Origin of the sequence: Streptomyces sp. NRRL S-646 (assembly GCF_000720765.1) — a bacterium.
GTDB lineage: Bacteria > Actinomycetota > Actinomycetes > Streptomycetales > Streptomycetaceae > Streptomyces.
In genome coordinates, this window is sequence record NZ_JODC01000005.1 from 233,329 (window position 1) to 257,195 (window position 23,867).

At 71.3% G+C, this 23,867-nt stretch carries 21 protein-coding genes and 1 pseudogene; 12 read left to right on the forward strand and 10 right to left on the reverse strand.

Features of this window, described 5'->3' with window-relative positions; all coding sequences use genetic code 11:
- Positions 1–109 precede the first annotated feature (109 nt).
- Positions 110–1,276, forward strand: a complete 1,167-nt coding sequence (locus tag IH68_RS0110980) for a D-alanyl-D-alanine carboxypeptidase family protein (RefSeq protein WP_030932254.1) — start codon at positions 110–112, stop codon at positions 1,274–1,276.
- 248 nt (positions 1,277–1,524) lie between these two features.
- On the opposite strand, the gene IH68_RS0110985 is transcribed toward IH68_RS0110980, so the two are convergent.
- Positions 1,525–2,301, reverse strand: coding sequence for an SDR family NAD(P)-dependent oxidoreductase (locus IH68_RS0110985; protein ID WP_037884726.1), 777 nt, complete (start codon positions 2,299–2,301; stop codon positions 1,525–1,527).
- A gap of 152 nt (positions 2,302–2,453) precedes the next feature.
- On the opposite strand from IH68_RS0110985, the gene IH68_RS0110990 reads away from it, so the two are divergent.
- The 5 genes from IH68_RS0110990 (at position 2,454) to IH68_RS0111010 (ending at position 7,571) form a co-directional block, all read left to right on the forward strand.
- A complete protein-coding gene (locus IH68_RS0110990; RefSeq protein WP_030932259.1) occupies positions 2,454–3,767 on the forward strand; it encodes a multidrug effflux MFS transporter in 1,314 nt (437 codons plus the stop codon).
- Positions 3,719–4,906, forward strand: a complete 1,188-nt coding sequence (locus tag IH68_RS0110995) for a serine hydrolase domain-containing protein (RefSeq protein WP_037884727.1) — start codon at positions 3,719–3,721, stop codon at positions 4,904–4,906. Before IH68_RS0110990 ends, IH68_RS0110995 begins: the two co-directional genes overlap by 49 nt.
- 201 nt (positions 4,907–5,107) lie before the next feature.
- The gene (locus IH68_RS0111000; RefSeq protein WP_030932262.1) at positions 5,108–6,106 is read left to right on the forward strand and encodes a small ribosomal subunit Rsm22 family protein; all 999 of its coding nucleotides are present in this window, start codon (positions 5,108–5,110) and stop codon (positions 6,104–6,106) included.
- Between the two features lie 25 nt (positions 6,107–6,131).
- Positions 6,132–6,794: a TetR/AcrR family transcriptional regulator gene (locus IH68_RS0111005; RefSeq protein WP_030932265.1), complete on the forward strand. Its 663-nt coding sequence runs from the start codon at positions 6,132–6,134 to the stop codon at positions 6,792–6,794.
- A 39-nt stretch (positions 6,795–6,833) separates the two neighbouring features.
- A complete protein-coding gene (locus tag IH68_RS0111010; RefSeq protein ID WP_030932268.1) occupies positions 6,834–7,571 on the forward strand; it encodes a bifunctional DNA primase/polymerase in 738 nt (245 codons plus the stop codon).
- Positions 7,572–7,584: 13 nt separating this feature from the next.
- On the opposite strand, the gene IH68_RS0111015 is transcribed toward IH68_RS0111010, so the two are convergent.
- The 4 genes from IH68_RS0111015 to efeO are packed head-to-tail and all read right to left on the reverse strand — an operon-like array spanning position 7,585 to position 11,866.
- Positions 7,585–8,586: a hypothetical protein gene (locus IH68_RS0111015; protein WP_078912410.1), complete on the reverse strand. Its 1,002-nt coding sequence runs from the start codon at positions 8,584–8,586 to the stop codon at positions 7,585–7,587.
- Positions 8,546–9,418 (reverse strand): iron uptake transporter permease EfeU, encoded by an 873-nt coding sequence (gene efeU / locus IH68_RS0111020; protein WP_030932274.1) that lies wholly within the window; start codon positions 9,416–9,418, stop codon positions 8,546–8,548. Before efeU ends, IH68_RS0111015 begins: the two co-directional genes overlap by 41 nt.
- A gap of 3 nt (positions 9,419–9,421) precedes the next feature.
- The gene (efeB, locus tag IH68_RS0111025) at positions 9,422–10,699 is read right to left on the reverse strand and encodes an iron uptake transporter deferrochelatase/peroxidase subunit (protein ID WP_030932277.1); all 1,278 of its coding nucleotides are present in this window, start codon (positions 10,697–10,699) and stop codon (positions 9,422–9,424) included.
- 15 nt (positions 10,700–10,714) lie between these two features.
- Positions 10,715–11,866 (reverse strand): iron uptake system protein EfeO, encoded by a 1,152-nt coding sequence (gene efeO, locus IH68_RS0111030; protein WP_030932280.1) that lies wholly within the window; start codon positions 11,864–11,866, stop codon positions 10,715–10,717.
- A 364-nt stretch (positions 11,867–12,230) separates the two neighbouring features.
- Between efeO and IH68_RS0111035 the strand changes: the two genes are divergently transcribed.
- Entirely contained in the window at positions 12,231–12,887 is a 657-nt protein-coding gene (locus IH68_RS0111035; protein ID WP_030932283.1) for a PhzF family phenazine biosynthesis protein, read from the forward strand.
- A 19-nt stretch (positions 12,888–12,906) separates the two neighbouring features.
- On the opposite strand, the gene IH68_RS0111040 is transcribed toward IH68_RS0111035, so the two are convergent.
- The gene (locus IH68_RS0111040; protein ID WP_030932286.1) at positions 12,907–13,554 is read right to left on the reverse strand and encodes a heme oxygenase (biliverdin-producing); all 648 of its coding nucleotides are present in this window, start codon (positions 13,552–13,554) and stop codon (positions 12,907–12,909) included.
- Between the two features lie 93 nt (positions 13,555–13,647).
- Positions 13,648–14,505 (reverse strand): type I methionyl aminopeptidase, encoded by an 858-nt coding sequence (gene map, locus IH68_RS0111045; protein ID WP_030932289.1) that lies wholly within the window; start codon positions 14,503–14,505, stop codon positions 13,648–13,650.
- Positions 14,506–14,563: 58 nt separating this feature from the next.
- Here map and IH68_RS0111050 point away from each other — a divergent pair, with 58 nt between their 5' ends.
- A complete protein-coding gene (locus IH68_RS0111050) occupies positions 14,564–14,794 on the forward strand; it encodes a hypothetical protein (RefSeq protein ID WP_030932292.1) in 231 nt (76 codons plus the stop codon).
- Here IH68_RS0111050 and IH68_RS0111055 read toward each other — a convergent pair whose 3' ends face one another.
- A complete protein-coding gene (locus tag IH68_RS0111055) occupies positions 14,795–16,105 on the reverse strand; it encodes an MFS transporter (protein WP_030932294.1) in 1,311 nt (436 codons plus the stop codon).
- 162 nt (positions 16,106–16,267) lie between these two features.
- A pseudogene (locus IH68_RS0111060) lies at positions 16,268–16,828 on the reverse strand (hypothetical protein); the annotation flags it as partial.
- 79 nt (positions 16,829–16,907) lie between these two features.
- Here IH68_RS0111060 and IH68_RS0111065 point away from each other — a divergent pair.
- The 3 genes from IH68_RS0111065 to IH68_RS0111075 all read left to right on the forward strand — a co-directional run bounded on the left by IH68_RS0111065 (position 16,908) and on the right by IH68_RS0111075 (position 18,984).
- Positions 16,908–17,981: a sialidase family protein gene (locus tag IH68_RS0111065; protein WP_030932300.1), complete on the forward strand. Its 1,074-nt coding sequence runs from the start codon at positions 16,908–16,910 to the stop codon at positions 17,979–17,981.
- Between the two features lie 37 nt (positions 17,982–18,018).
- Positions 18,019–18,735, forward strand: a complete 717-nt coding sequence (npdG, locus tag IH68_RS0111070; protein ID WP_030932305.1) for an NADPH-dependent F420 reductase — start codon at positions 18,019–18,021, stop codon at positions 18,733–18,735.
- A gap of 63 nt (positions 18,736–18,798) precedes the next feature.
- On the forward strand, positions 18,799–18,984 hold the full coding sequence (locus IH68_RS0111075; RefSeq protein WP_030932308.1) for a hypothetical protein: 186 nt from the start codon (positions 18,799–18,801) through the stop codon (positions 18,982–18,984).
- Here IH68_RS0111075 and IH68_RS0111080 read toward each other — a convergent pair.
- Positions 18,974–19,774 carry a site-2 protease family protein gene (locus tag IH68_RS0111080; RefSeq protein ID WP_030932311.1) on the reverse strand — a complete coding sequence of 267 codons (801 nt, stop codon included), beginning with the start codon at positions 19,772–19,774 and terminating at the stop codon, positions 18,974–18,976. The genes IH68_RS0111075 and IH68_RS0111080 overlap by 11 nt on opposite strands.
- 264 nt (positions 19,775–20,038) lie before the next feature.
- Here IH68_RS0111080 and IH68_RS0111085 point away from each other — a divergent pair, with 264 nt between their 5' ends.
- Positions 20,039–23,851 carry an AfsR/SARP family transcriptional regulator gene (locus IH68_RS0111085; protein WP_030932313.1) on the forward strand — a complete coding sequence of 1,271 codons (3,813 nt, stop codon included), beginning with the start codon at positions 20,039–20,041 and terminating at the stop codon, positions 23,849–23,851.
- The last annotated feature ends 16 nt before the right edge of the window (positions 23,852–23,867 follow it).

Sequence of the window (23,867 nt, forward strand, 5' to 3'; positions counted from 1 at the left end):
GATGCCGGGTCAGAATTCCGTAAGACAGGCAATTCCTATGCCGTAGAGGGCGTACTGCCAGGAAACTGCTGTTGGGTGGCCCGGGGGTCTGGGGCTGTCCCCCAGAAAAATGCAGTACGGTCCCGGGGTGCATGGTTCTTCTCCGCTCTCCCGGCGTACCGCTCTCGGCCTTGCCGCAGCTGCCATTCCGCTTGCCGCGGCCACTCCCGCTTCCGCCACCGGCACCGTCGTCGGCGGTGAGCGACTCGCCCGAAAGGGAATTCAGGTGAGCGGCGCCACAGGCCTGCCCGGGAAACTCACCGCGGCTGCCTGGATCGTCGCCGACTGCGGGAGCGGAGAGGTGCTCGCCTCGTTCGCCGCGCACCGGCGCCTGCCGCCCGCCTCCACGCTGAAGATGCTGTTCGCCGACACGGTCCTGAAGAAGTTCCAGCGGAGCGAGCGGTACAAGGTGACCGACGCCGACCTGGCCGACATCCCGGCCGGCTCCAGCCTGGTCGGGGTCAAGCCAGGGATCACGTACACCGTCGAGCAGCTGTGGCAGGGCGTCTTCCTGCGCTCCGGCAACGACGCCGTGCATGTGCTCGCCCATATGAACGGGGGAGTGGCGAAGACGGTCGCCGAGATGCAGGCCAAGGCCGAGGACCTGCAGGCCCTGGACACCCATGTGGTCAGCCCCGACGGCTTCGACCACAAGGGCCAGCTGTCCTCCGCCTACGACCTCACCCTCTTCGCCCGGCACGGACTGAAGAACGCCGACTTCCGCGAGTACTGCCACACCCGGATCGCGAACTTCCCGGCCGGCGGCAAGAAGACCTTCCAGATCCAGAACACCGACCGCCTGCTCACGGGCGCGTGGGGCCTGAAGACGTACGACGGGCTGATCGGCGTCAAGAACGGTTTCACCAGCCACGCCGGCAACACCTTCACGGGTGCCGCCACCCGCGGCGGCCGGACCCTGCTGGCCACCGTGATGCACCCCAAGAGCGGCTACAACGCCGTCTACGAGGAGACGGCCGCGCTGCTCGACTGGGGCTTCACGCACGGCGGTTCGGCCGAGCCGGTGGGCACGCTGGTCGAGCCGATCAGCGAGGGCGGGGCGAGGGCGACGCCCACCCGCAAGACGGCCCAGGCGGCGGCCGGCGCCCCGGGCACGGAGTCGGCAGACCCCTCGGCCTGGCGGCTGCTGGAGGGCGCGGGCGGCACGGTCGCCCTGCTGGCGGGCGGGATCTGGGCGCTGCGCAGGCGTGGGAAGAGCGGCGGCAGGCACGCGAACTGACGTATGTGGCAGCCGTTCCATCCACCGGTGCGTACCTCGCGGTCCCACGCGAGATCCACCCCCACCCGGTGCGGTGGAACGGCTGCCATCCCCCCTCGGCATGAACTGCCGGGCCTACGGAACTTCACTCCCCCATGTGTGAAGCTCTTGTGTAGGAGATTTGAGCATAGGTCCACAACCGGCCGCAATAGTGCGGACGCTCAAATTCCAGTTGTGCAAGTTGACGAGTTGAGGACCTGCCGGGGCGGTCAACCGCGGCCCACATACGGCATCGCGGTCGCCAGCACCGTCGCGAACTGCACGTTCGCCTCCAGGGGGAGCTCGGCCATGTGCCGCACCGTGCGCGCCACGTCGGCGACGTCCATCACGGGCTCGGGAGCGATCTCACCGTTGGCCTGCAGCGCTCCGGTCTGCATCCGTGCGGTCATGTCGGTGGCCGCGTTGCCGATGTCGATCTGCCCGACCGCGATGTTGTACGGCCGCCCGTCCAGCGAGAGCGACTTGGTGAGTCCGGTCAGCGCGTGCTTGGTCGCCGTGTAGGCGACGGAGTGCGGCCGAGGCGTATGGGCGGAAATGGACCCATTGTTGATGATCCGTCCGCCCTGCGGGTCCTGCTCCTTCATCTGCCGGTACGCCGCCTGCGCGCACAAGAACGCCCCGTTGAGATTGGTGTCGACCACATGCCGCCAGGCCTCGTACTCCAGCTCCTCGACCGGCACCCCGCCGGGACCGAACGTCCCCGCGTTGTTGAACAGCAGGTCAACCCGCCCGAACCGTTCTACGGCGGCGGCGAACAGTGCGGCCACGTCGTCCGGCTGTGAGACGTCGGTCCGTACGGCGAGACAGACACCGCCCGGCACCAGCGCCGCCGTCTCCTCCAGCGTTCCGGGGCGCCGCCCCGCCAGCGCCACCGACCAGCCCGCACGCAGCAGCTCCACGGCAACCGCCCGCCCGATGCCGGAGCCGGCGCCGGTCACCACCGCGATCCTCGACTGCCCGCCGGTCCCCTGCTTCTCAGTCTCCATGGCATTCATGGGCCCGCAGCGTAGGCGAGGGTCCGGCATGCGGGACGAGACCGTCCGCCATCCGGGTTCGAGTGGCCCGAGGCGCAAGTGACATTCGGCACTGTGTGCGAGCTGAGACCATAGGGGCGTAGCACTCGGAGAGGGAGGGGCACATGCCCGAGCAGGGGGCGCCGACACCGAACATGTCGACACCGCACATGGAGCAGGCGGCCGGACCGGAAACGGAACCGGCCGCCGCCCGTACCGTTCCCCGTACCGGCCTGCTCGTCACCCTGATCCTCGGCGGACTCACCGCGACGCCCCCGCTGGCGATGGACATGTACCTCCCCTCGCTCCCGGAGGTCACGAACTCCCTGCACGCACCCGCGGCCACGGTCCAGCTCACGCTCACCGCCTGCCTGCTCGGCATGGCACTCGGACAGCTGGTGGCCGGCCCGATGAGCGACCGGTGGGGCCGCCGGCGCCCCCTGCTGATCGGCCTCGTCGCCTACGTCGTCTCGACCGTCCTGTGCGCGTTCGCGCCGACCGTCGAGTTGCTGGTCGCGTTCCGGCTTGCCCAGGGGCTGGCGGGCGCGGCGGGGATCGTCATCGCGCGCGCCGTGGTCCGTGACCTGTACGACGGCGTGGCGATGGCCCGCTTCTTCTCGACCCTCATGCTGATCGGCGGGGTCGCCCCGATCGTCGCGCCACTGATCGGCGGGCAGATCCTGCGGGTGACGGACTGGCGGGGGGTGTTCGTGGTGCTCACGGTCGTGGGCACGGTGCTGACCGCAGCCGTATGGGCGAAGCTCCCCGAGACCCTCCCCGGTGCCGAGCGGCACGGCGGGGGAGTCGGCGAGGCCCTGCACTCGATGCGCCGCCTCCTCGCCGACCTGCCCTTCACCGGGTTCATGCTCGCGGGCGGGTTCGCGTTCGCCGCACTCTTCGCCTACATATCGGCCTCGCCCTACGTGATCCAGGAGATCTACGGCGCTTCCCCGCAGACCTTCAGCCTGCTGTTCGGCCTGAACTCGGTGGGGCTGGTGGCCGTGGGCCAGATCAACGGAAAGCTGCTGGTCGGAAGGGTTCGGCTGGACCGGGCGCTGGGCGTGGGGCTGCTCGTCGTCATCGCCGCCGCGACCGCCCTCCTGCTCATGTCCACCGGAGTCTTCGGCAAGGTCGGCCTGGCGCCGGTCGCCGCGGCCCTCTTCGTCCTGATGTCCGCGATGGGGGTGACCCTGCCCAACGCCCAGGCCCTCGCCCTGATGCGCACCAAGCACTCGGCCGGATCGGCGTCCGCGCTGCTCGGCACGTCCTCGTTCCTCATCGGGGCAGTCGCCTCCCCGCTCGTCGGGATCGCCGGAGAGCACACCGCCGTCCCGATGGCCGTCGTCCAACTGGCCGCGGCGCTGGTGGCACTGGGCTGCTTCGTGGGAATGTGCCGAGCCCGCAGCGGGCGTACGAGCGTGGAAGGAGCGGGGAGCTGAGCGCACCGAGACTGCGCAGGGACAGTCCCGAACGGGCCGGACTCGACCCCGGCGAACTCCGCCACCTCGCCCAGGAGGTCCACGACCTCACCACCGGGGACCGGCCCTGGGCCGCGGGCGCCGTCGTCGTCGCCGGGCGCGGCCCGGTGATCGCCGTCGAGGAGGCGGCGGGCTGGGCCGTCAGATACTCGGCCTACGACCCCGACGCGGACCGCGGCGTCGAACTTCCGCCCGCGGCCCGGGTCCCGATGACCGTCGACACACCCGTCGACCTGGCCTCCCTCACCAAGCTGTTCACCGCGGTCGCCGTCGTGCAGCAGATCGAGCGTGGCACGCTCGGCATCGACGCGCGGGTCGGTGCGTACCTGCCCGAGTTCCGTGCGGCCGTGCGGCACGGGATCACCGTGCGGGAGCTGCTCACCCACACCTCCGGGCTGCGGCCCGAACTTCCGCTGTACGACTGCGCCGACGACGCGGAGCGGCTGGAGAGGCTGCGGGCGGAGGTGCCGATCGGGGTGCCCGGCACGTACACGTACTCCGACCTCAACTTCCTGCTTCTGCAGTTCGTTCTGGAACGGATCACCGGCCGCACCCTGGACGTCCTGATCCACGAGGGGATCACCCGCCCGCTGGGCATGCTGTCGACTGACTTCGGGCCCTGTCCCGGGGCGGCGGCGACGGAGGACCAGCGGCGGCCGTGGGGGAAGGTGGAGCGGGGGATGCTGCGGGGGGTTGTGCACGACGAGAACGCGTGGGCGCTCGGTGGGATCGCGGGCCATGCGGGGCTGTTCTCGACGGGCCGTGACCTGGCGGTCTTCTGCCGGACCCTTCTCGCCGGGGGTTCCTACGGTCCCGCCCGCATCCTGGGTGCGGACTTCGTCGAGCTGCTGCTGGCCCCGCCGGGGCTGGGGTTCGCCGTGGACCAGGCGTGGTTCATGGGGGAGCTGGCGGGGCGGGGGGCGGCTGGGCATACGGGGTTCACGGGGACGTCGCTGGTGCTCGATCCGGCGACGGACACGTTCCTGGTGTTGCTGGCGAATACGGTGCATCCGCGGCGGCGGGGCCCCGACAGCCGCCCCAGGGCCGCGGCGGCGACCCGCCTGGCGAGGGCGGTGTACCGCAGCCCGTCCGGGGCTTGATCTTCCGCCCCCGCCGCCCCTGCCCATTCCCGTCCCCTGGGGGCTGCGCCCCCAGACCCCCGCTTTCGGCCTGAACGGCCTCGTCCTCAAACGCCGGACGGGTTGAGAATCAGCCCCTCCGGCGTTTGAGGAGCGGGGGTCCGGGGGCTGGCCCCCGGTACGGGACGGGAAGGGGCGGCGGGGGCGAAATAGAATCGGCGGGTGAACGACCCCGCAACCCCGGCCGAAGCCCTGCGCCGCAGTCTCGCCGGCCTCCTCGACGGGCTCCCGCCCAAGCAGGCCGCCCAGGCCGTAGACCGCCTCATCGCGAACTACCGCGGGGCCACCCCGACCGACGCCCCCATCCTCCGCGACCGCGCAGACGTGGCCGCCTACGCCGCCTACCGCATGCCGGCCACCTTCGAGGCGGTGCACTCCGCGCTGGAGGCGTTCGCCGACGCCGTGCCCGGCTGGACGCCCGGCAGTCACACCGACCTCGGCGGCGGCACCGGCGCCGCCACCTGGGCCGTCACCGCCACCTGGGACGGCACCCGCCCCGTCACCGTCCTCGACTGGGCCGAACCCGCCCTGGCCCTCGGCAAGGAACTCGCCACCGCCAACCCGGCCCTGCAGCAGGCCAGTTGGCGACGCGCCCGCATCGGCGCCGCCCTCACCCTCGACGACACGGACCTCCTCACCGTCTCCTACGTCCTCAACGAGCTCACCGCACCCGACCGCACCGCCCTCGTCGACGCCGCCGCGGCCGCCGCACAGGCCGTCGTGATCGTCGAGGCCGGCACCCCCGCCGGGTACACCCGTGTCATCGAGGCCCGCGACCGCCTGATCGCCGCCGGGTTCCACATCGCCGCGCCCTGCCCGCACAGCGCCGGCTGCCCGATCGTCCCCGGTGAGGACTGGTGCCACTTCTCGGCCCGGGTCAGCCGTTCCTCCCTGCACCGCCAGGTCAAGGGCGGCTCCCTGCCGTACGAGGACGAGAAGTTCAGCTACGTCGCCGCCGCCCGCTTCCCGGTCGCCCCGGCGCCCAACCGTGTCGTACGCAAGCCCCAGATCCGCAAGGGCCAGGTACTCCTGGACCTGTGCCAGACCGAACCGTCCCTCAGCCGCACCACGGTCACCAAACGCCACGGCGACCTCTACAAGGCGGCCAGGGACGCGGACTGGGGCGACCCCTGGCCGCCGCCGCACACCTCTCAGCCGTAGAACCGCGAGCCGGTACCGTCGGTCCATGGTCAAGAAGCCCGCGCCCGACTCCACCCGCCGCAGCGAGAGGTCCCGTCGCGCGATCTACGACGCCGCCCTCGCCCTGGTCGGCGAGGTCGGCTACCCGAGGACGACCATCGAGGGCATCGCGGCCCGGGCCGGCGTCGGCAAGCAGACGATCTACCGGTGGTGGGGGTCGAAGGCGGACGTCCTGCTGGAGGCGTTCCTCGACCTCAGTGCGCAGGCGGCGCGGGAGGCGGGCCAGGAGTCGTACGTCATCCCGGACACCGGCGACCTCGCCGCCGACCTCAAGGCCGTGCTGCGGATCACCGTCGACCAGCTGAAGGACCCCCGGTTCGAGGTGCCCTCCCGGGCGTTGGCCGCCGAGGGGCTGGTCAACGAGCAGCTCGGCCGGGAGTCCGTGGCCAAGCTCCTCGAACCCTCGCTCCAGCTGTACGTCGACCGGCTGCGCTCCGCGCAGGAAGCCGGTCAGGTCCGCCCCGAGATCGACCCGCGCATCGCCCTGGAACTGTTCGTCTCACCCCTCGCCCAGCGCTGGCTGCAGCACACGGGCCCGATCTCGTACGACTACACGGACACCCTCGTCGAGTACGCACTGCACGGTCTTGCCCCTCGTACCCGGGATGTCCCTTCTGGCACCCCGGAGCACGGGACGGTGGGACCATAGGGCATGCTGTTGCGCACGACAGCGAGGCGAGGGTGATAGATGAGCGCGGAGTTGGGCGGCCGGAACGGCCGGCAGGGCAAACTCTCCCAGTGGCTGCGTGGCCGCCGCCCGAAGGAGACCGGCGCCGACGACGCCGGCCGTGAGGCTCTGCTGCTCGCCGCCGCCGGAGCGGGTCTGCCGCTCGCCCCCGCCGCGCATCCCGCCCCCGGCTACCGCTGTTCCTGCGACCGCGTGGGCTGTCCCACCCCGGCCCGGCACCCGGTGTCGTTCGCCTGGCAGACGCAGTCCACCACCGACCACGCCCAGATCGAGCGCTGGGCCCGCCACCAGCCGCAGGCCAACTTCATCACCGCGACCGGCATGGTGCACGACGTCCTCGACCTTCCCCTGGAGGCGGGCCGGGAAGCGCTGGAGCGGCTGCTCGGCGCAGGCATCGAAGTCGGCCCGGTCGCCGAGAGCGACGACGGCCGCCTGCTCTTCTTCACCCTCACCCGCGGCACCCCCGAGGACGAGGACGAGTGGTGGCCGTGCGAGCTGGACTGCCACCCCGAGACGGCGGACGAGCACCCCGGACTGCGCTGGCACTGCCGAGGTTCCTACGTCCTCGTACCACCCGCCCGGCTGCCCGGCGACCAGAGCGTGCACTGGGTACGCGGCCCGGAGCACCCGCTGCCGGACCCGCTCAGCCTTCTGGAGATCCTCACGGACACCTGCGCCCGCTACGCCGGCGAGGAGCCCGACCACGCGAACGCCGCGGCCTGGCCCCACCGCAACTAGCCACGAGGCACGTCTAGGACCCCTGCGCGGACGTCAGTCCCTCCAGTCGGGACAGGACCGACACCTGACCGCTGCCCGAGCCCCGCTTCGGGTCCAGGGCCACCCCGTTGGACATGAACTCCAGCGTCAGCGACTGCTTGATCTCGCCGGTGGTCAGTGCCTTCACGCGCGCGGTCTGTGTGGGGATCGAGGTGCCCTCGAAGGCGGTCTGCTTCGCGTAGCGGCGGTTGGTGAAGAACACCAGCGCACCGCCGTCCGCCGTGCGCAGCGCCAGCGGGGCGTAGCTCCCGCTGATCAGCGGCTCGTCGATGAACTGCGTGACCAGGCCCGGCTTCTTGGCCACCTTCTTGCGCAGCGCGCGCCACTGGTCGGTGTGCAGACCCGGGGCGAAGGTCTTCCCGCCCTTCTTCAGGTAGCTCGCGTAGTCCTTGCTCAAGTCGCCCGGCGGGACGGCGAATTCGGTGGAGTTCACCGGTACGGCCTCGGCCCAGCCGGCCGCGTCCTTCTTCACCTTGGGCAGCGTGCCCGGGCGGATGAGCGTCAGATACGTCACCTTCCACGGCCGGCCCAGACCGTCGCGGTGGAACACCAGCAGCCAGTGCAGGTTGCCGCCCTTGTTGCCCTGGGCCTCCGCGACGAACCAGCGGGGCCAGCCCGCCTTCTTGGGGATCGTGTACGTCACGTCGGTCAGCTTCAGCGGCGTGTGCGCCGGATTGCCGGACGGGCTGAGTGTGTGACCGGCCTTCAGGCGGGCCGCGTCGATGTCGCCGAGGGCGCCCGTGACATGGTCGGCGTCGAGCGAACTGTCGTACGCCTTGTCCGCCTTGTTGTACGCGGACGTGAACTGCTCGAGCGCCTTGGCCGCCTCGGCGCGGGTGGAGGAGGGGAGCACCTCACGCTCCCCGTGCACCACCACACAACCGCTCGCTGTCAACGACAAAGCGGTCAACGAGGCCGCAATCAGCGCGCTTCGCTCAAGCCTGCGGAGCCTTCGAGGGCCGCGATCCCTGCTCATCAGGTGTCTTCACCTTCCCCTTCCCGGAGGCGAACCCTACCGGGGCGAAGAACAGCGCGAGTGTCGGGATCAGGTACAGCAGCCACACCGTGACCTGAAGGACGGTCGGGTCCGGCTGGAAGTTGAAGACACCCTTGAGGAGGGTGCCGTACCAGCTGTCCGGCGGAATGGTGTCGCTGATGTCGAAGGCCAGATGCGTCAGGCCGGGGATCCAGTCGGCCTCCTGCAGGTCGTGGAAGCCGTACGCCAGCACGCCCGCGGCCACGACGACCAGCATGCCGCCGGTCCAGGTGAAGAACTTCGCCAGGTTGATCTTCAGGGCGCCGCGGTAGAACAGCCAGCCCAGAAAGACCGCCGTCGCCAGGCCCAGGGCCACGCCGACCAGGGGGCGCGGGGTGCCGTCGCTGGCCGCGTGCACCGAGGCCCACACGAACAGGGCGGTTTCCAGGCCCTCACGGCCGACGGCGAGGAACGCGGTGGCGACCAGGGCGCCCGTGCCCATGGCGAGGGCCGCGTCCAGCTTGCCGTGCAGCTCCGACTTCAGATGCCGGGCGGTGCGCCGCATCCAGAAGACCATCCAGGTCACCAGTCCGACGGCGACGACGGAGAGCGAGCCGCCGAGGGCCTCCTGCGCCTCGAACGTCAGCTCCTGGGAGCCGAATTCGAGGATGCAGCCGAATCCCATCGCGATCAGCACGGCGATGGCGATGCCGATCCAGATGGGCCGGATGGCGTCCCGGCGGCCTGTCTTGACCAGGTAGGCGATCAGGATGCAGACGACCAGGCTGGCTTCGAGACCCTCGCGCAGACCGATCAGATAGTTGGAGAACACGGCTCACGCCTCCTTGGAGAACAGCGTGCTGCCCCACCAGTCGTCCTTGTCACGGACACCGGGCGGAACGGCGAACACCGCCGAACCCACGTGCTGGATGTACTCGTTGAGGGCGTCCTTCGCCGACAGGTTGCGCTGCAGCGGGATGAACCCCTTGCGCACGTCCCGCTGGTAGGCGAGGAAGAACAGGCCCGCGTCCAGCCGGCCGAGGCCGTCGGTGCCGTCGGTGAAGGAGTAGCCGCGGCGCAGGATCGTGATCCCGTTGTTGGAGTCGGGGTGCGCGAGCCGGACGTGCGCGTCGGGCTTCATGGCCTTCAGGAACGGCTTGTCGTGCTCCTTGGCCTTGCCGACCGGAGCGCCCTCGCCCTTGTCCCGGCCGAAGACGTCCTCCTGCTCCTGCAGCGAGGTGCGGTCCCAGGTCTCGATGTGCATCCGGATGCGCCGCGCGACGAGATACGACCCGCCGGTCATCCAGTCGGGACCGTCCTGCTCGCCGACCCACACGAACTTCTTCAGCCGGTCCGTCTCGGTGCCCGCGATGTTGCGGGTGCCGTCCTTGAAGCCCATCAGGTTGCGCGGGGTCTGCGCGTCCGGGGTCGTCGACGAGGTCTTGCCGAAGCCGAGCTGAGACCAGCGGACGTTGACCTTGCCGAAGCCGATGCGGGCCAGGTTGCGGATCGCGTGCACGGCGACCTGCGGGTCGTCCGCGCAGGCCTGGATGCACAGGTCGCCGCCGGTGCGCGTCTTGTCGAGGTTCTCGTTCGGGAACTGCGGCAGGTCCACCAGCGCCTCGGGCCGGTGGTCCTTCAGCCCGAACTTGTCGAACAGCGACGGTCCGAAGCCGATCGTCAGCGTCAGCCGCGAGGGCTTGAGGCCCAGCGCCTCACCGGTGTCGTCCGGCGGCGCCTCGGCGAGACCGCCGTACGCGCCCTCCCCGACCGCCTTCCCGCCGGTCATCCGGCGCGCGGCCGCCGTCCAGTCCTTCAGCATCTGCACGAACTCGGCGCGGTCGTCCGTCTGCACGTCGAACGCGGCGAAGTGCAGCCTGTCCTGCACGGGCGTGGCGATGCCGGCCTGGTTGGCGCCGTGGAAGGCGACCGCGGCGCCCATGTCGGCGCCGGCCGGGTCCACGTCGTTGCCGACGCGGGTCATCGCGACCGCACCGCCGGCCGCGGCGGCACCGAGCGCGAGCCCGGCGCCGCCCCAGCCGATCAGCGAACGCCGGGAGGGGGCCTGGGAGGTGCCGGCCTCGGTGGTGGCGGTTTCCTGGGTGTCCGTCATGGTGTTGTCCGTCCCCTACTTCACGACGGCGGCGGCGAGCTTGGACAGCGGCTCCGCGAGCGCGTTCACCGCGTCCGAGAGCTCCTTGCGCTGGTCCCCGGTGACCTTGTCGTACGACACGAAGCCGTTCTGAGCCTTCTCCTGCGGACTGTCCGTGCGGTACTTGTCGAGCAGCGTGTTCAGCGCGGCGAACTGCTTGTCGAGCTCGGCGGTCAGTGCCTTGTCGTTGGCCTGGGCGACCGGCTTGAGCAGCTCGTACGCCTGCTGTGCGCCCTCGACGTTGGCCTTGAAGTCGCTGAGGTCGGTGTGCGAGTAGCGGTCCTCCTCGCCGGTGACCTTGCCGGTGGCGACCTCGTCGAGCAGCTCCTTGGCGCCGTTGGCCATGGAGGTCGGGGTGATCACGGCCTTGCCGACCCGCCCCTGCCAGTCCTTCAGATCGGTGACCAGCTGGTCGGCGAGGGTCTTCTGCTCGGCGCCGATCTTCTTGTCCTGCCACAGCGCCTTCTCCAGCGCGTGCCAGCCGGTCCACTTCTGGCCCTTCTCCAGGCCGTCGGCGCGGGTGTCGGTCTTCGGGTCGATGTCGCCGAAGGACTCGGCGATCGGCTCGGTGCGCTCCCAGCCGACACGGGAGGGGGCGAAGGCGTCCTGGGCGGCCTTGAGGTCGCCGGCCTTGATGGCCTTGGCGAAGACCTCCACCTTCGGGAGCGTCGCGTCGGCCTGCTCCTGCGCGTACTCGCGGTAGTCGGCAACGGCCTTGTCCAGCTTGGGGTTCCGCTTCGCGGCGGCGCCGGACCCGGTGACGGTCAGCTTCTGCCGGACGCCGTGGCCCTTCATTCCGGGACGGCAGGCGATCTCGTACTCGCCCGCCTTCACCTCGGCGGTCAGCGTGTACTTCGTACCGGACCCGATGTTCTCCTTCTCGGAGACGATCCGGTCGTCCGGGAAGAGAATCTCGACCTCGGTCGCCTTGGAGCCCTTGTTCTCGATCTTCAGGGTGACCTGTCCGGCCGGCACCGACTTGGTGGAGGTGTCGCACTTGGAGTCGGCGGCGGTCACCTGGACCGCGGCGTCGCCGTCGGCCTTGCTCTTCTCCGTGCACCCCGTGACGGCGGTCAGTGCCGCCGCGGTGGCGACGGCGGTGACGACGGAGAGTCTGGCGGCTCGCATGCAGGCTCCTGAGGCTGGCGAAAAATCGCGTGTCGAGTCTCACTAGGGATGGTGAGGCTCGCCTAACTTATCTAAGGCTTGCCTGCGTGATACCCGGCCATGCGGTGATTCAGCTCTCATGGACGCTGTATGAGCACGGCGCGATCACGGTGGCTCAATACGCACCCCAAGGGATGGTCAAGGCAACTTCAAGGAATTCGCTTCGGTGCCTGCTCGGCGCAGCTCCTCGGCCGGTCTGCCGTCGGCCGCGGCACGATCGGTGCACGGAGTCGCTCCCCGGCGCGCGCAGGCGGAGCCGAGCCCCGGATCGTGCAACGCGACCGCGAGCGCAACCCCTTGACACCCTCAGTGTTTCAATTCCCCCGTGACTGACTACGACGTGCTCCGCGTCTTCTGCGCCCCGAACGGCGGCTACGGCAACGAACTCGGCGTCGTCCGCGAGGGATCCGTCATGCCCGACCGGACGGAGCGACAGGCGTTCGCCGCGAAGCTCGGGTTCAGCGAGACCGTGTTCGTCGACGACCCCGAGCGCGGAGTCATCGACATCTACACCCCTACCCTGCGCCTGCCCTTCGCCGGCCACCCCTGCGTCGGCACGGCCTGGCTCCTCGACGTGCCCGAACTGGTCACGCAGGCCGGTGCGGTGGGGGCCCGTCAGGACGGCGAGTTCTGCTGGATCGAGGCCCGGGCGGAATGGGCCCCGCCGCGCACATTGCGCCAGTACGCCACGGCCGCCGAGGTCGACGATCTGCCCGTCCCGCCGAAGGGGGAGTGGATCTACGCCTGGGCCTGGGAGGACGAGCCCGCGGGCCGTGTCCGCGCCCGCGCTTTCCCCGGCCGCGACGACGGGATCGACGAGGACGAGGCCACGGGGGCGGCGGCGCTGTTGCTCACGGACCGGCTGGGCCGGGCGCTCAACATCACGCAGGGTGCGGGGTCGCAGATCCTTACGGCGCCGCAGCCGTACGGGTGGGTCGAGATCGGGGGGCGGGTGTATCTGGAACGTCAGCCGGAGCGCTGAGCTGTCAGTGCCGGGCGCTTCAGGCGCTCAGCGGGAATTCCCTGCCCAGTGCCCGGAACACCGCCGTGTTCGACGCGAACGCCCGCTTGCACTCTGCGACGATCCGCTGCCTCTCCAGGTCGTCCGCCCGGATTCCGTCCAGCAGTTCCCGGTAACCCCTCTTGAACGCAGCCGGGTTGCCGATCCCCTCGAACACGTAGAACCGCACGCCGTCGCCCTTCCGTGCGAACCCCCACGTCTTCTCCGCCTTGTCCCGGATGATCTGTCCGCCTGAGAGGTCTCCCAGGTAGCGGGTGTAGTGGTGGGCGATGTAGCCGCCGGGCCACTGCTCGGCGCACTGGCGTACCCGAGCCGCGTACGCCTCCGTTGCCGGCAAGGCGGACAGGGCCGCGCGCCACCCGGCGCCCCGCAGATGTGCCAGGTCCCGCTCCAGCGCCGCCAGCCGGAACAGCTCGGGGCGGATGAAGGGCCCGGCCACCGGGTCGGACGTCAGCCGGTCGGCTCCGGTCTCCAGGGCCTCGTAGACGAACCACAGCTGCTCGGTGTAGCGCGCGTACGCCTCCACGCCCAGCCGGCCGCCCAGCAGGTCACTCATGAACGACGAGGTCTCCGCCTCCGTGTGCTGCTCGTGGGACGCGGTGCGGATGACGGTCGAGAAGGAGTCCATGAGCTTCCCGTCCTCCAAGGTTGCCGACACGCTGTCGGTAAAAGTGTACGAGAAAAGACCCGCCCCGGCAGCAGGGCGGGTCTTCGAAGATCGCTACGGCAGGGTGAGGATCTCCGCCCCCGACTCCGTCACCACCAGCGTGTGCTCGAATTGAGCCGTCCGCTTCCGGTCCTTCGTGACGACCGTCCAGCCGTCGTCCCACATGTCGTACTCGTGCGTCCCGAGCGTCAGCATCGGCTCGATCGTGAACGTCATCCCGGGCTGGATGACCGTCGTGGCGTGCGGGCTGTCGTAGTGCGGGATGATCAGGCCCGAGTGGAAGGACGAGTTGATGCCGTGGCCGGTGAAGTCGCGGACCACTCCGTAGCCGAACCTCTTCGCGTACGACTCGATGACCCGGCCGATGATGTTGATCTGGCGGCCCGGCCTGACCGCCTTGATCGCGCGGTTGAGGGACTCCCGGGTCCGCTCGACCAGCAGCCGGCTCTCCTCGTCGACGTCCCCGACCAGGTACGTCGCGTTGTTGTCGCCGTGCACCCCGCCGATGTACGCCGTCACGTCGAGGTTGACGATGTCGCCGTCGCGCAGCACCGTCGAGTCCGGAATGCCGTGGCAGATCACCTCGTTGACCGAGGTGCACAGGGACTTGGGGAAGCCGCGGTAGCCGAGCGTCGACGGGTAGGCGCCGTGGTCGCACATGTAGTCGTGCGCGACCTTGTCCAGTTCGTCGGTGGTGACGCCCGGCGCGATCAGCTTCGCCGCTTCCTCCATCGCCTGCGCGGCGATACGGCCGGCGACCCGCATCGCCTCGATCGTCTCGGGCGTCTGCACCTCCGGCCCGGTGTACGGCGTCGGAGCGGGCTTGCCGACGTACTCGGGACGGCGGATGTTTCCGGGTACGGAACGGGTGGGGGACAGCTCCCCTGGTACGAGCAGCGACTGGCCAGACATGCCAGTGAGTCTAACGAGCGGGCGTGGGGGAACATGTTCGTGGCGAGAGGAGCAGGTCATGCCCTTGTTCAAGAAGCGCACGGTCGGCAAGCCGGGCGAGTGGTACTACTGCCTGGAGCACAAGAAGGTCGAGGAGGGGCCGGAGTGCCCCGCCAAGGACCGTTTCGGGCCGTACGCCTCCCGTCAGGAGGCCGAGCACGCGATGCAGACGGCGCGCGAGCGCAACCTCGAGTGGGAGAACGACCCCAAGTGGCACGACGCCCCTGCCACGACGTCTGACGACGACTGATCAGGCCTGCGCCGGTACGGCTGCCGAGGCGCGCTGGTCGCGCAGCCGTACCGCGTGCTCGTTCGTGCGCACGTCGTACGTCATCAGCTTCGGCAGGCACAGTGCCAGCAGTCCCACCGCGCCCGCGCACAGCAGCCCGCCCGACCAGACGGACGCCCGCACGCCCCACCAGGCGGCGAAACCGCCGGAGCGGACCTGGCCGACGGTCGGACCGACCGAGTACGACAGCAGCTCGATCCCGGCGAGCCGGCCGCGCAGCTCGTCCGGGATCGTCTGGTTCCACATGGCCCCGCGGAAGATCCCGCTGACCATGTCGCAGCCGCCGGCCACGGTCAGGAACAGCAGGACGAGCCATACGTTGCCGACGACGCCGACGGCCGCGATCGCCAGGCCCCACAGCGCGGCCGACAGGACCACCATCCGCCCGTGCCGGTGCACGCGCGAGGTCCAGCCGCCGGTCAGCCCCACCAGCATCGACCCGAACGGGACCGACGCGTACATCAGGCCCAGCGCCCAGTTCGCATCCAACTCGTCGGCGAGGAAGGGCAGTACGGCGAGCGGCATCGCCAGGAACATCGCGGCGAGGTCCACGGCGTAGGTGCCGAGGAGTTCCTTGCGGCTCCAGGCGTAACGGGCGCCCTCCGCGATGGCCTTCAGCGAAGGCTTCGCGGCCTCGTGCGCGGCGGGGGAGGCGGCGATGCGGACGATGAGGAGCACGGAGACGACGAAGGTCGCGAGGTCCGCGCCGTACGCCCAGCCGAGCCCCGCGTACGCCACCACCACGCCCGCCACAGCCGGGCCCGCGACTCCGCCGACCGTCCAGCGCAGGGAGTTGAGGGCGGACGCGGCGGGCATGTGCTCGTGGGCCACGATCCGCGGCCAGAGGGAGTCGATCGCCGGCCGCTGCACCGAGACGAGCGCTGAGGACAGGGCGGCGACGACGTACAGCGGCCAGACGGCGGGGTGCGGGAGCAGGGCGTTGGCCAGCAGTGCCGCGCTGAGCAGGCCCTGCCCGGCCTCCGTCCACACGATCAGCTTCCGCTTGTCCATCGCGTCGGCGAGGGCGCCTCCGTACAGGCCGAACACGAGCAGTGGCAGCAGCTCCACGGCGCCGATCGCGCCGACCGCCGCGGTCGACCCGGTGAGTTCCTTCAACTGGACCGGCAGTGCGACGAACGTCAGAAAGCTCCCGAAGTTCGAGATCGTCCCTGACACCCACAGCCGTCGGAAGTCGGCGGAGTTCCGCCAGGGGGTGAGGTCGGGGAGGAGTGCGCGCAGGCGGGAGGGGGGTTCGCGGTCGTCGTCGGTCACGAAGGGTCATGGTCGGCGGGCACGACCACCGCGGGCAACCGTTTTTCGCCCCCGCCGCCCCTTCCCGTCCCGACCCGGGGGCCGGCCCCCGGACCCCCGCTCCTCAAACGCCGGAGGGGCTGATTTTGATCTTTCAGCCCGTCCGGCGTTTGAGGACGAGGCTCGGTACAGGCGATCCCGCAGGCGCCGGTTCCCCCGCGGCGCCGGCAACGCGTTCTCCCCGGCCGCCGCACTCACCAGATGCTGCACAGTGTCCAGATCCAGCTCGGACCCCTCCGGCACAGCCAGCGACTCGTGGGCCATGGAGGCAAGTTCACCCTCCCCGGCCCCGAGCGCCAACACCGTCGCCCCGGCCCGCCGCACGTCATGCACCCGCTCCAGCAGCGGACACCCCGGCCCGGCAGGCGCCACCACCAGCAGCGTCTCCCCCCGCCGCGCCGCCGCCAACCGCCCGAGACCCACCGCCAGATGCGCCGGATCCGTCGGACGAGCCCCGTGCCGTACGAGTGTCGGCGTCAGCTCCGGTGTCCCCGACCACGCGGCCTCGTCCACCAGATGGGCCGCCAGATGCCACGGCTCGTACTCCTCGGTGCCCACCAGCAGCAGCCCCCCGCCGTGCGACACCACCGACCCGCGCAGCGCCCCCGCGAACCGCCGCGCGGCCCCCAGCCACTCGGTCCCGGCGAGCACTTCACGCAGCAACGCGACACGTACGGCGTCCATGCCTGCGAATCCTGCACCAGTCGGTCACCCGCGACCCGGCGTTCACCCTGAATTCGCCCGACCTGGCGACAGTGCGCGGATGACAGAAGCCACCGTTCCCTTCCGCGCCGGCCACGAGGGATACGCGAGTTACCGGATCCCGGCGGCGGTCGTCACAGCCAAGGGCACCCTTCTCGCCTTCTGCGAGGGCCGGGTCAGGTCGGCGAGCGACCACGGGCACATCGACATCGTGCTCAAGCGCTCCACGGACGGCGGCCGCACCTGGGGCCCGCTCCAGGTCGCCGCGGACAACGGCACCGGCCTGGCAGGCAACCCCGCCCCCGTGGTCCTCGACACCGGCCGCATCCTCCTCGTCCACGTCCGCAACGCCCCGTCCGCCTCCGAGGAGACGATCAGGCTCGGCAAGGTGAAGGACGCCGACGGCCGCCGGGTGTGGGTGCAGCACAGCGACGACGACGGCCTCACCTGGTCCAGCCCCGTCGAGATCACCAAGTCGGTGAAGCAGGCCGGCTGGCGCTGGTACGCCACCGGGCCCGGCCACGCCCTCCAGCTCGGCACCGGCCGCATCGTCGTCCCCGCCAACCACAGCCTCCCGCCCACCGGCACCGACCTCGGCACCGAGGGCCGGTATTACGGCGGCCACTGTCTGCTCAGCGACGACCGTGGTGAGACCTGGTCCATCGGCTACGTCGACGACAACACCGACGGCTACATCAACGCCAACGAGACCACCGCCGCCGAACTCCCCGACGGCAGCGTCTACTTCAACACCCGCAACGACTCCCCGTCGCCCGGCAACCGCGCCGACGCCCACTCCCAGGACGGCGGCAGAACCCTGCCTCTCCCCTTCCGGCCGCAGGCCGGCCTCGAGGGCCCGGTGTGCGAGGGGAGCCTGCTCCAGCTCCGCGACCCGGACGTGCTGCTCTTCTCCGGCCCGGCCCACCCCGACGCCCGCGCCCTGATGACCGTCCGCGCCTCGACCGACAACGGCACGACCTGGCGCCCGGTGTACACGATGGACGGCCTGCCCGCCGCCTACTCCGACCTCGTCCGCATCGACGCCTCGACGGTCGGGATCCTCTACGAGACCGGCGACTTCGGCGCCTACGAGCGGATCGTCCTGCGACGGCTGCCCGTGACCCGGCTCACCTGACCGACAGGGGTGGCCGGGGCGGACGTAAAGTCGGCCCATGACCTCTACCGACAGTGCTGCACAGACTCCCGCGAAGGCCCCCGCCAAGGACCCCTGGGACCTGCCCGACGTCTCCGGGCTCGTCGTCGGCGTCCTCGGTGGGACCGGGCCGCAGGGCAAGGGCCTCGCCTACCGGCTGGCCAGGGCCGGCCAGAAGGTGATCATCGGCTCGCGTGCCGCCGAGCGCGCCCAGGCCGCCGCGGACGAACTCGGGCACGGCATCGAGGGCGCCGACAACGCCGAGGCCGCGCGCCGCAGCGACGTCGTCATCGTCGCCGTACCGTGGGACGGCCACGGCAAGACGCTGGAGTCGCTGCGCGAGGAACTGGCCGGCAAGCTCGTCGTCGACTGCGTCAACCCGCTCGGCTTCGACAAGAAGGGCGCCTACGCGATCAAGCCGGAGGAGGGCAGCGCGGCCGAACAGGCCGCCGTCCTGCTGCCGGACTCCCGGGTCGCCGCCGCCTTCCACCACCTGTCGGCGGTCCTGCTCCAGGACCCGGAGATCGCCGAGATCGACACCGACGTGATGGTGCTGGGGGAGGAGCGGGCCGACGTCGAGATCGTGCAGGCGCTGGCCGGGCGCATTCCCGGCATGCGCGGCATCTTCGCCGGCCGGCTGCGCAACGCCCATCAGGTCGAGTCGCTGGTCGCCAACCTGATCTCCGTCAACCGCCGGTACAAGGCACACGCCGGGCTCCGCGTCACGGACGTATGAGCGGATGGGGGACACTGGACGCCGTAACGGTGTCCCCCGGCCCGCCGACAGGAGTCGAACGAAATGCCCCGCCTTGGCATCTATGCCTTGATCGTCTTCATCCTCGCCGTCGCCGCGGCCGTGGTCGCCTTCGCGCAGGGCAGCTGGCTGGGGATCGTGTGGATCCTGCTCGCGGGGCTGTCCAGCAACATGTGCTGGTACTACTGGAAGCGGGGCCGGGGCGGGCGCCGGTCGTCCGTCACTGGCTGACCGAGCAGAACTCGTTCGTGCCCTGCCAGAAGCGGTAGAGCTCCTGACCGCAGTACGTACCGAAGTCGCTGATTCCGAGGCTGCGCAGGATCGAGTCGATCACGTCGAAGAACGCGGTGTTGATCGACGGCACCCACAGCAGCGCGAACACGAACAGCAGGCCGAACGGCGCGAAGGGCTCCACCTGCCGCTTGATCTTGTACGACAGCCAGGGCTCGATGACGCCGTAGCCGTCCAGGCCGGGCACCGGCAGGAAGTTCAGGATGGCGGCCGTGACCTGGAGCAGGGCGAGGAAGGCCAGCGCGAACTGGAAGTCGCGCGGCACACCGTCCAGCGCGTGCAGCCAGAACGGGGCGGTGCACACGGCCGCGAACAGCACGTTCGTCAGCGGTCCTGCGGCCGAGATGAGACTGTGCCGCCAGCGGCCCTTGATCCGCCCGCGCTCGATGAAGACGGCGCCGCCGGGCAGACCGATACCACCCATGATCACGAACAGCACCGGCAGCACGATGCTCAGCAGCGCATGGGTGTACTTCATCGGGTTCAGCGTGAGATAGCCCTTCGCGCCGACCGAGATGTCGCCGCTGTGCAGGGCGGTACGCGCGTGTGCGTACTCGTGCAGACACAGGGAGACGATCCAGGCCGCCGTCACGAACAGGAACACGGCCACGCCCGGTTGCTCGGCGAACCCGGTCCAGGTGGCCCATCCCGTGACCGCCGTGACGGCCAGGATCCCGAGAAAGACGGGGCTGATCCTCCGGTCGCTACGGCTGGTGGTGGCGGTGGTCATGGGGCTCCCTGGACTGTGCGTGCACGCGGTGGGACTGCCCGACGGTACCGGGCGTACGTGGAAAACGTCTCGCGGGGGGCCGGGGGTTCCGTGGAAGGGTGGGGACATGGGGGATCGGCATGGGTTCTGCGCGGGACGGCTGTGGGGAATCGCCGGCGACGGGCCGGCGGGGACGAGCACGGTTGCGTCGCCCCCGTGACCGCCCCGCCCCGCCCCGCCCCGCTCACCCGAACCCCATGACCGCCCCCGACGTCAACGGAGACAATGGACCCCGTGCGCTATCGCATCCTCGGCACCACTCAGGCGCTCCGCCCCGACGGCACCCCTGTCCCGGTCGGCGGGGCGCGGCTGCGTGCTCTGTTGACCGTGCTGGCCCTGCGCGCCGGGCGTACCGTGCCCGCAGGCGTCCTGGTCGACGAGGTGTGGGGCGGTGACCCGCCCGCCGATGCGCCGGGTGCGCTGCAGGCGCTGGTCGGCCGGCTGCGGCGGGCGCTCGGCGCGGACGCCGTCGCCTCCGCGGAGGGCGGCTACCGGCTCGCGGCCCGGCCCGACGACGTCGACCTGCACCGCTTCGAGCGGCTGACGGGCGAGGGCACGCGGGCGCTGGCCGACGGTGACCCCGCCAAGGCGGCCGTCGTCCTCGACGACGCCCTCGGCCTGTGGCGCGGGCCCGCCCTGGCCGACCTCCCCGATCGCACCGCGGCGGCGGCCCGCTGGGACACCCGCCGCCTCGACGCCCTGCGTACCCGCCACACCGCCGCCCTCGCCCTCGGCCACGCCGAGCAGTCCCTGCCCGAACTGACCGCCCTGTGCGACACCCACCCCCTCGACGAACCCCTCCAGGCCCTACGCCTGCGCGCCCTGCGCGACGCAGGCCGCACGGCGGAGGCCCTGGCCGCGTTCGAGGAGGTACGACGGCTGCTGGCGGACCGTCTGGGAGCGGACCCGGGGAGCGAACTGAGGGCGCTGTACGGGGAGTTGCTGCGACCGGATGAGCCGGGACGCGGGCTTGGTGCCGACGTTCCGCTGGGTGGCTCTGGCCGGGGTGTCGGTGAGGGGTCGGGGGAGTGGCCGTCGCCGCAGGAGCGGGAGGCGCGGGGGCGCGGCCGCGGCGCCGGTGCCCCGTCGGGTGGTCGCGGGCGGGGTGTCGGTGAGGGGCCGGGGGAGTTGCTGCGGTCGGAGGAGGGGGACTCGCGGGGACGAGGGTTTGGCGCCGGGGGCCCCGGTAGTTCTGGCCGGGATGTCGGTGAAGGACCGGGGGAGTTGCTGCGGCCGGAGGATTGGGACTTGCGGACGCGCGGCCGTGTAACCGGCGATCCGGCGGGTGGTTCCGGGCGAGGTGTCGGTGAGCGGTCGGGACGGCGGGCCGGGCGGCCGGGTGGAAGTGGCGCCGGCGTCCCGTCGGACGGCTACGGGCGGAACAGTGGTGAGGGGGCGGTCGGTTGGTCGGGTGCCGCCGGTGGAGGGCCGGACGGTGCGGGGGCCGGGTCCGTGGTCGGCGGCCTGCCGGGTCGGGGGACCGGCGCCCAAGGTAGGGCGGCTGCCGCCCCCGCATCCGATGCTCCCCAGCCCCCCGGCAACCTCCGCGCCCGCCTCACCTCCTTCGTCGGACGGGAGGGTGACATAGAGGCCATCCGCGGGGATCTCGCGGCGGCCCGGCTGGTCACGTTGCTCGGGCCCGGCGGGGCGGGGAAGACCCGGCTGTCGCAGGAGGCCGCCGAGACCGTGCGGTACGCGGCCCGGGACGGGGTGTGGCTGGCCGAGCTCGCGCCCGTCGACGACCCCGACGCCGTACCGGAGGCCGTGCTGACCGCCGTCGGAGCCCGTGAGACCGTGTTGTACGGCGCCGGGGCCGAGGCGATGCGGGCGGCAGGGGCCGAGCGGCACGACGACCCCGTCGAGCGGCTCGCCGAGCACTGTGGCCGGCGGCGCATGCTGATCGTCCTCGACAACTGCGAGCATGTCGTCGAGGCAGCCGCCCGGCTGGTGGAGGAGCTGCTCGAGCGCTGCCCGGAGCTGACGGTGCTCGCCACCAGCCGTGAACCCCTCGGCGTACCGGGCGAGTTGCTGCGGCCCGTGGAGCCGTTGCCCGAGCCGGTTGCGCTGCGGTTGCTCGCCGACCGGGGCGCGGCCGCCAGGCCCGGGTTCCGGGTGGACGAGGACCACGAGGCGTGCGCCGAGATCTGCCGGCGGCTCGACGGGCTGCCGCTCGCGATCGAGCTCGCCGCCGCCCGGCTCCGTATGCTGACACCCCGTCAGATCGCTGACCGGCTCGACGACCGCTTCCGCCTCCTGACCTCCGGCAGCCGCACCGTCCTGCCCCGCCAGCAGACCCTGCGCGCGGTCGTCGACTGGTCCTGGGATCTGCTCGACGAGGAGGAGCGGGAGGTCCTGCGGCGGCTTTCCGTCTTCGCGGGCGGCTGTGATCTTGCCGCCGCCGAGGCGGTCTGTGGACCCGCAGCGCTGGAGGCCCTCGGTTCGCTCGTCGACAAGTCCCTTGTGGTGGCTGCCCCTTCGGGCGACGGAGGCATGCGCTACCGGCTGCTCGAGACCGTCGCCGAGTACGCCGGCGAGCGTCTGGACGAGGCCGGGCGGCGCCCGGAGACCGAGCGCGCGCACCTGACGTACTACCGCGAACTCGCCCGCACCACCGACCCGTTGCTGCGCGGTCCCGGCCAGCTCGCCGCCATCGAGCTGTTGGAGCGCGAGTACGAGAACCTGCGCACCGCCCTGCGCCACGCCGTCGCCGAGCGCGACGAACAGGAGGGCCTGTGCCTGATCCTGTCGCTGTCCTGGTACTGGCAGATGCGTGACGCCCGCATCGAGGCCCGCAACTGGTGCGCCGAGGTCATGGCCCTCGGCCCCGACCCCTTCACCGCCCCCGCCCGGCGCGCCGAACCGCTCTGGCAGCGCTGCACCGACGTCCCGCCCCCGCTGTCCGGCGAACTCCTCGTCGAGGCCCGCCGCGGGGTCCATCTCGCCCATCTGGCCTGCATGGACACCGAGTTGGAGGCCTGGGAGTCCCCGCAGGCGAAGGAGAAGCTGCGCACCATAACCGAGGTCTACAGGCCCGGCCTCCCGCAGAACTGCCGTACGCCCGGCATTCTCTGGTTCTACGCCGTGATGCTGACCGGCAGCGTGGACCGGCTGCCCGGGATCCTCGACGCCAGCGTCGACACCTGCCGGGCCACGCCGGGCATGGAGTGGGAACTCGCCGCCACCCTGCAGATGCGCGCCAACCTCCTCGCCAACCGCAGCGACTGGGCGGGAGACGCGCGGCGCGACGCGGACGAGTCGCTGGAGATCTACCGGCGGATCGGCGACCTGTGGGGCACCGCCGAGGCGCTGTCCGCCCGCGGCGAGGCCCATGAACGGATCGGCGAGTACGCGGCGGCCGCCGCCGACTACGAGGCGGCGTTGGAACGCGCCGAACGGCTCGGCGCCCGCGCCCAGACGGCTGTGCTGGGCGCCCGGCTCGGCAGCGCGCTCCTGGAGGCGGGCGAGACGGAGCGGGGCGAGCAGCTGCTGCGCGAGGTGATCGAGCGGAGGGACGGCTCGGGCAACGAGGCCATGCCCGCCGCCCGGATGTTCCTCGCCGGCAGGCTCGCCATGACCGGCCGGATGCAGGATGCGCGCGAGCATCTTCGGCTGCTGCGCGAGGAGTTCAAGATCGCCCACTTCATCGTCTTCGACGCGTTCATCCTCGGCTCGGAGGCCTTCGTGGAGGCGGCCGACGGCAACTACGAGCAGTCCCTGGACAAGGCCCGGCAGGCGCTGCAACGGGCCCGTGACCCGCTGTCCGAGGCCATCGCCCCGCACATGCGCCCGCTGTACCTGGCCCTCGCCGCGATCGGCCTCGCCGGTGCAAACGGCGGCAGCCGGGCCCGGGACGCCGCCCGCTGCATCGGGACCGCGCAGACCCTGCTGCCGGCCGGCCATGTCGCGACGTCCATGGAGCGCGAGGTGTACGCCCTGGCCGAACGGCTCGCGCGCGCGTCCCTCGGCGACGAGGTGTACGAGGCCGCCCGCGCGGAGGGCGGCGGCCTCTCCGCGGAGGAGGCCGCCGCCCTGGTCTGACGCGGACCGAAGCACA

What these genes read in the sequence shown, in the direction of transcription:
- IH68_RS0110980 (WP_030932254.1), top strand. Translation starts at nt 110, where the DNA reads ATGCAGTACGGTCCCGGGGTGCATGGTTCTTCTCCGCTCTCCCGGCGT.
- IH68_RS0110985 (WP_037884726.1), bottom strand. Translation starts at nt 2,301, where the DNA reads ATGGAGACTGAGAAGCAGGGGACCGGCGGGCAGTCGAGGATCGCGGTG.
- IH68_RS0110990 (WP_030932259.1), top strand. Translation starts at nt 2,454, where the DNA reads ATGCCCGAGCAGGGGGCGCCGACACCGAACATGTCGACACCGCACATG.
- IH68_RS0111005 (WP_030932265.1), top strand. Translation starts at nt 6,132, where the DNA reads ATGGTCAAGAAGCCCGCGCCCGACTCCACCCGCCGCAGCGAGAGGTCC.
- IH68_RS0111010 (WP_030932268.1), top strand. Translation starts at nt 6,834, where the DNA reads ATGAGCGCGGAGTTGGGCGGCCGGAACGGCCGGCAGGGCAAACTCTCC.
- IH68_RS0111015 (WP_078912410.1), bottom strand. Translation starts at nt 8,586, where the DNA reads ATGAGCAGGGATCGCGGCCCTCGAAGGCTCCGCAGGCTTGAGCGAAGC.
- efeB (WP_030932277.1), bottom strand. Translation starts at nt 10,699, where the DNA reads ATGACGGACACCCAGGAAACCGCCACCACCGAGGCCGGCACCTCCCAG.
- efeO (WP_030932280.1), bottom strand. Translation starts at nt 11,866, where the DNA reads ATGCGAGCCGCCAGACTCTCCGTCGTCACCGCCGTCGCCACCGCGGCG.
- IH68_RS0111040 (WP_030932286.1), bottom strand. Translation starts at nt 13,554, where the DNA reads ATGGACTCCTTCTCGACCGTCATCCGCACCGCGTCCCACGAGCAGCAC.
- map (WP_030932289.1), bottom strand. Translation starts at nt 14,505, where the DNA reads ATGTCTGGCCAGTCGCTGCTCGTACCAGGGGAGCTGTCCCCCACCCGT.
- IH68_RS0111050 (WP_030932292.1), top strand. Translation starts at nt 14,564, where the DNA reads ATGCCCTTGTTCAAGAAGCGCACGGTCGGCAAGCCGGGCGAGTGGTAC.
- IH68_RS0111065 (WP_030932300.1), top strand. Translation starts at nt 16,908, where the DNA reads ATGACAGAAGCCACCGTTCCCTTCCGCGCCGGCCACGAGGGATACGCG.
- npdG (WP_030932305.1), top strand. Translation starts at nt 18,019, where the DNA reads ATGACCTCTACCGACAGTGCTGCACAGACTCCCGCGAAGGCCCCCGCC.
- IH68_RS0111075 (WP_030932308.1), top strand. Translation starts at nt 18,799, where the DNA reads ATGCCCCGCCTTGGCATCTATGCCTTGATCGTCTTCATCCTCGCCGTC.
- IH68_RS0111080 (WP_030932311.1), bottom strand. Translation starts at nt 19,774, where the DNA reads ATGACCACCGCCACCACCAGCCGTAGCGACCGGAGGATCAGCCCCGTC.
- IH68_RS0111085 (WP_030932313.1), top strand. Translation starts at nt 20,039, where the DNA reads ATGGACCCCGTGCGCTATCGCATCCTCGGCACCACTCAGGCGCTCCGC.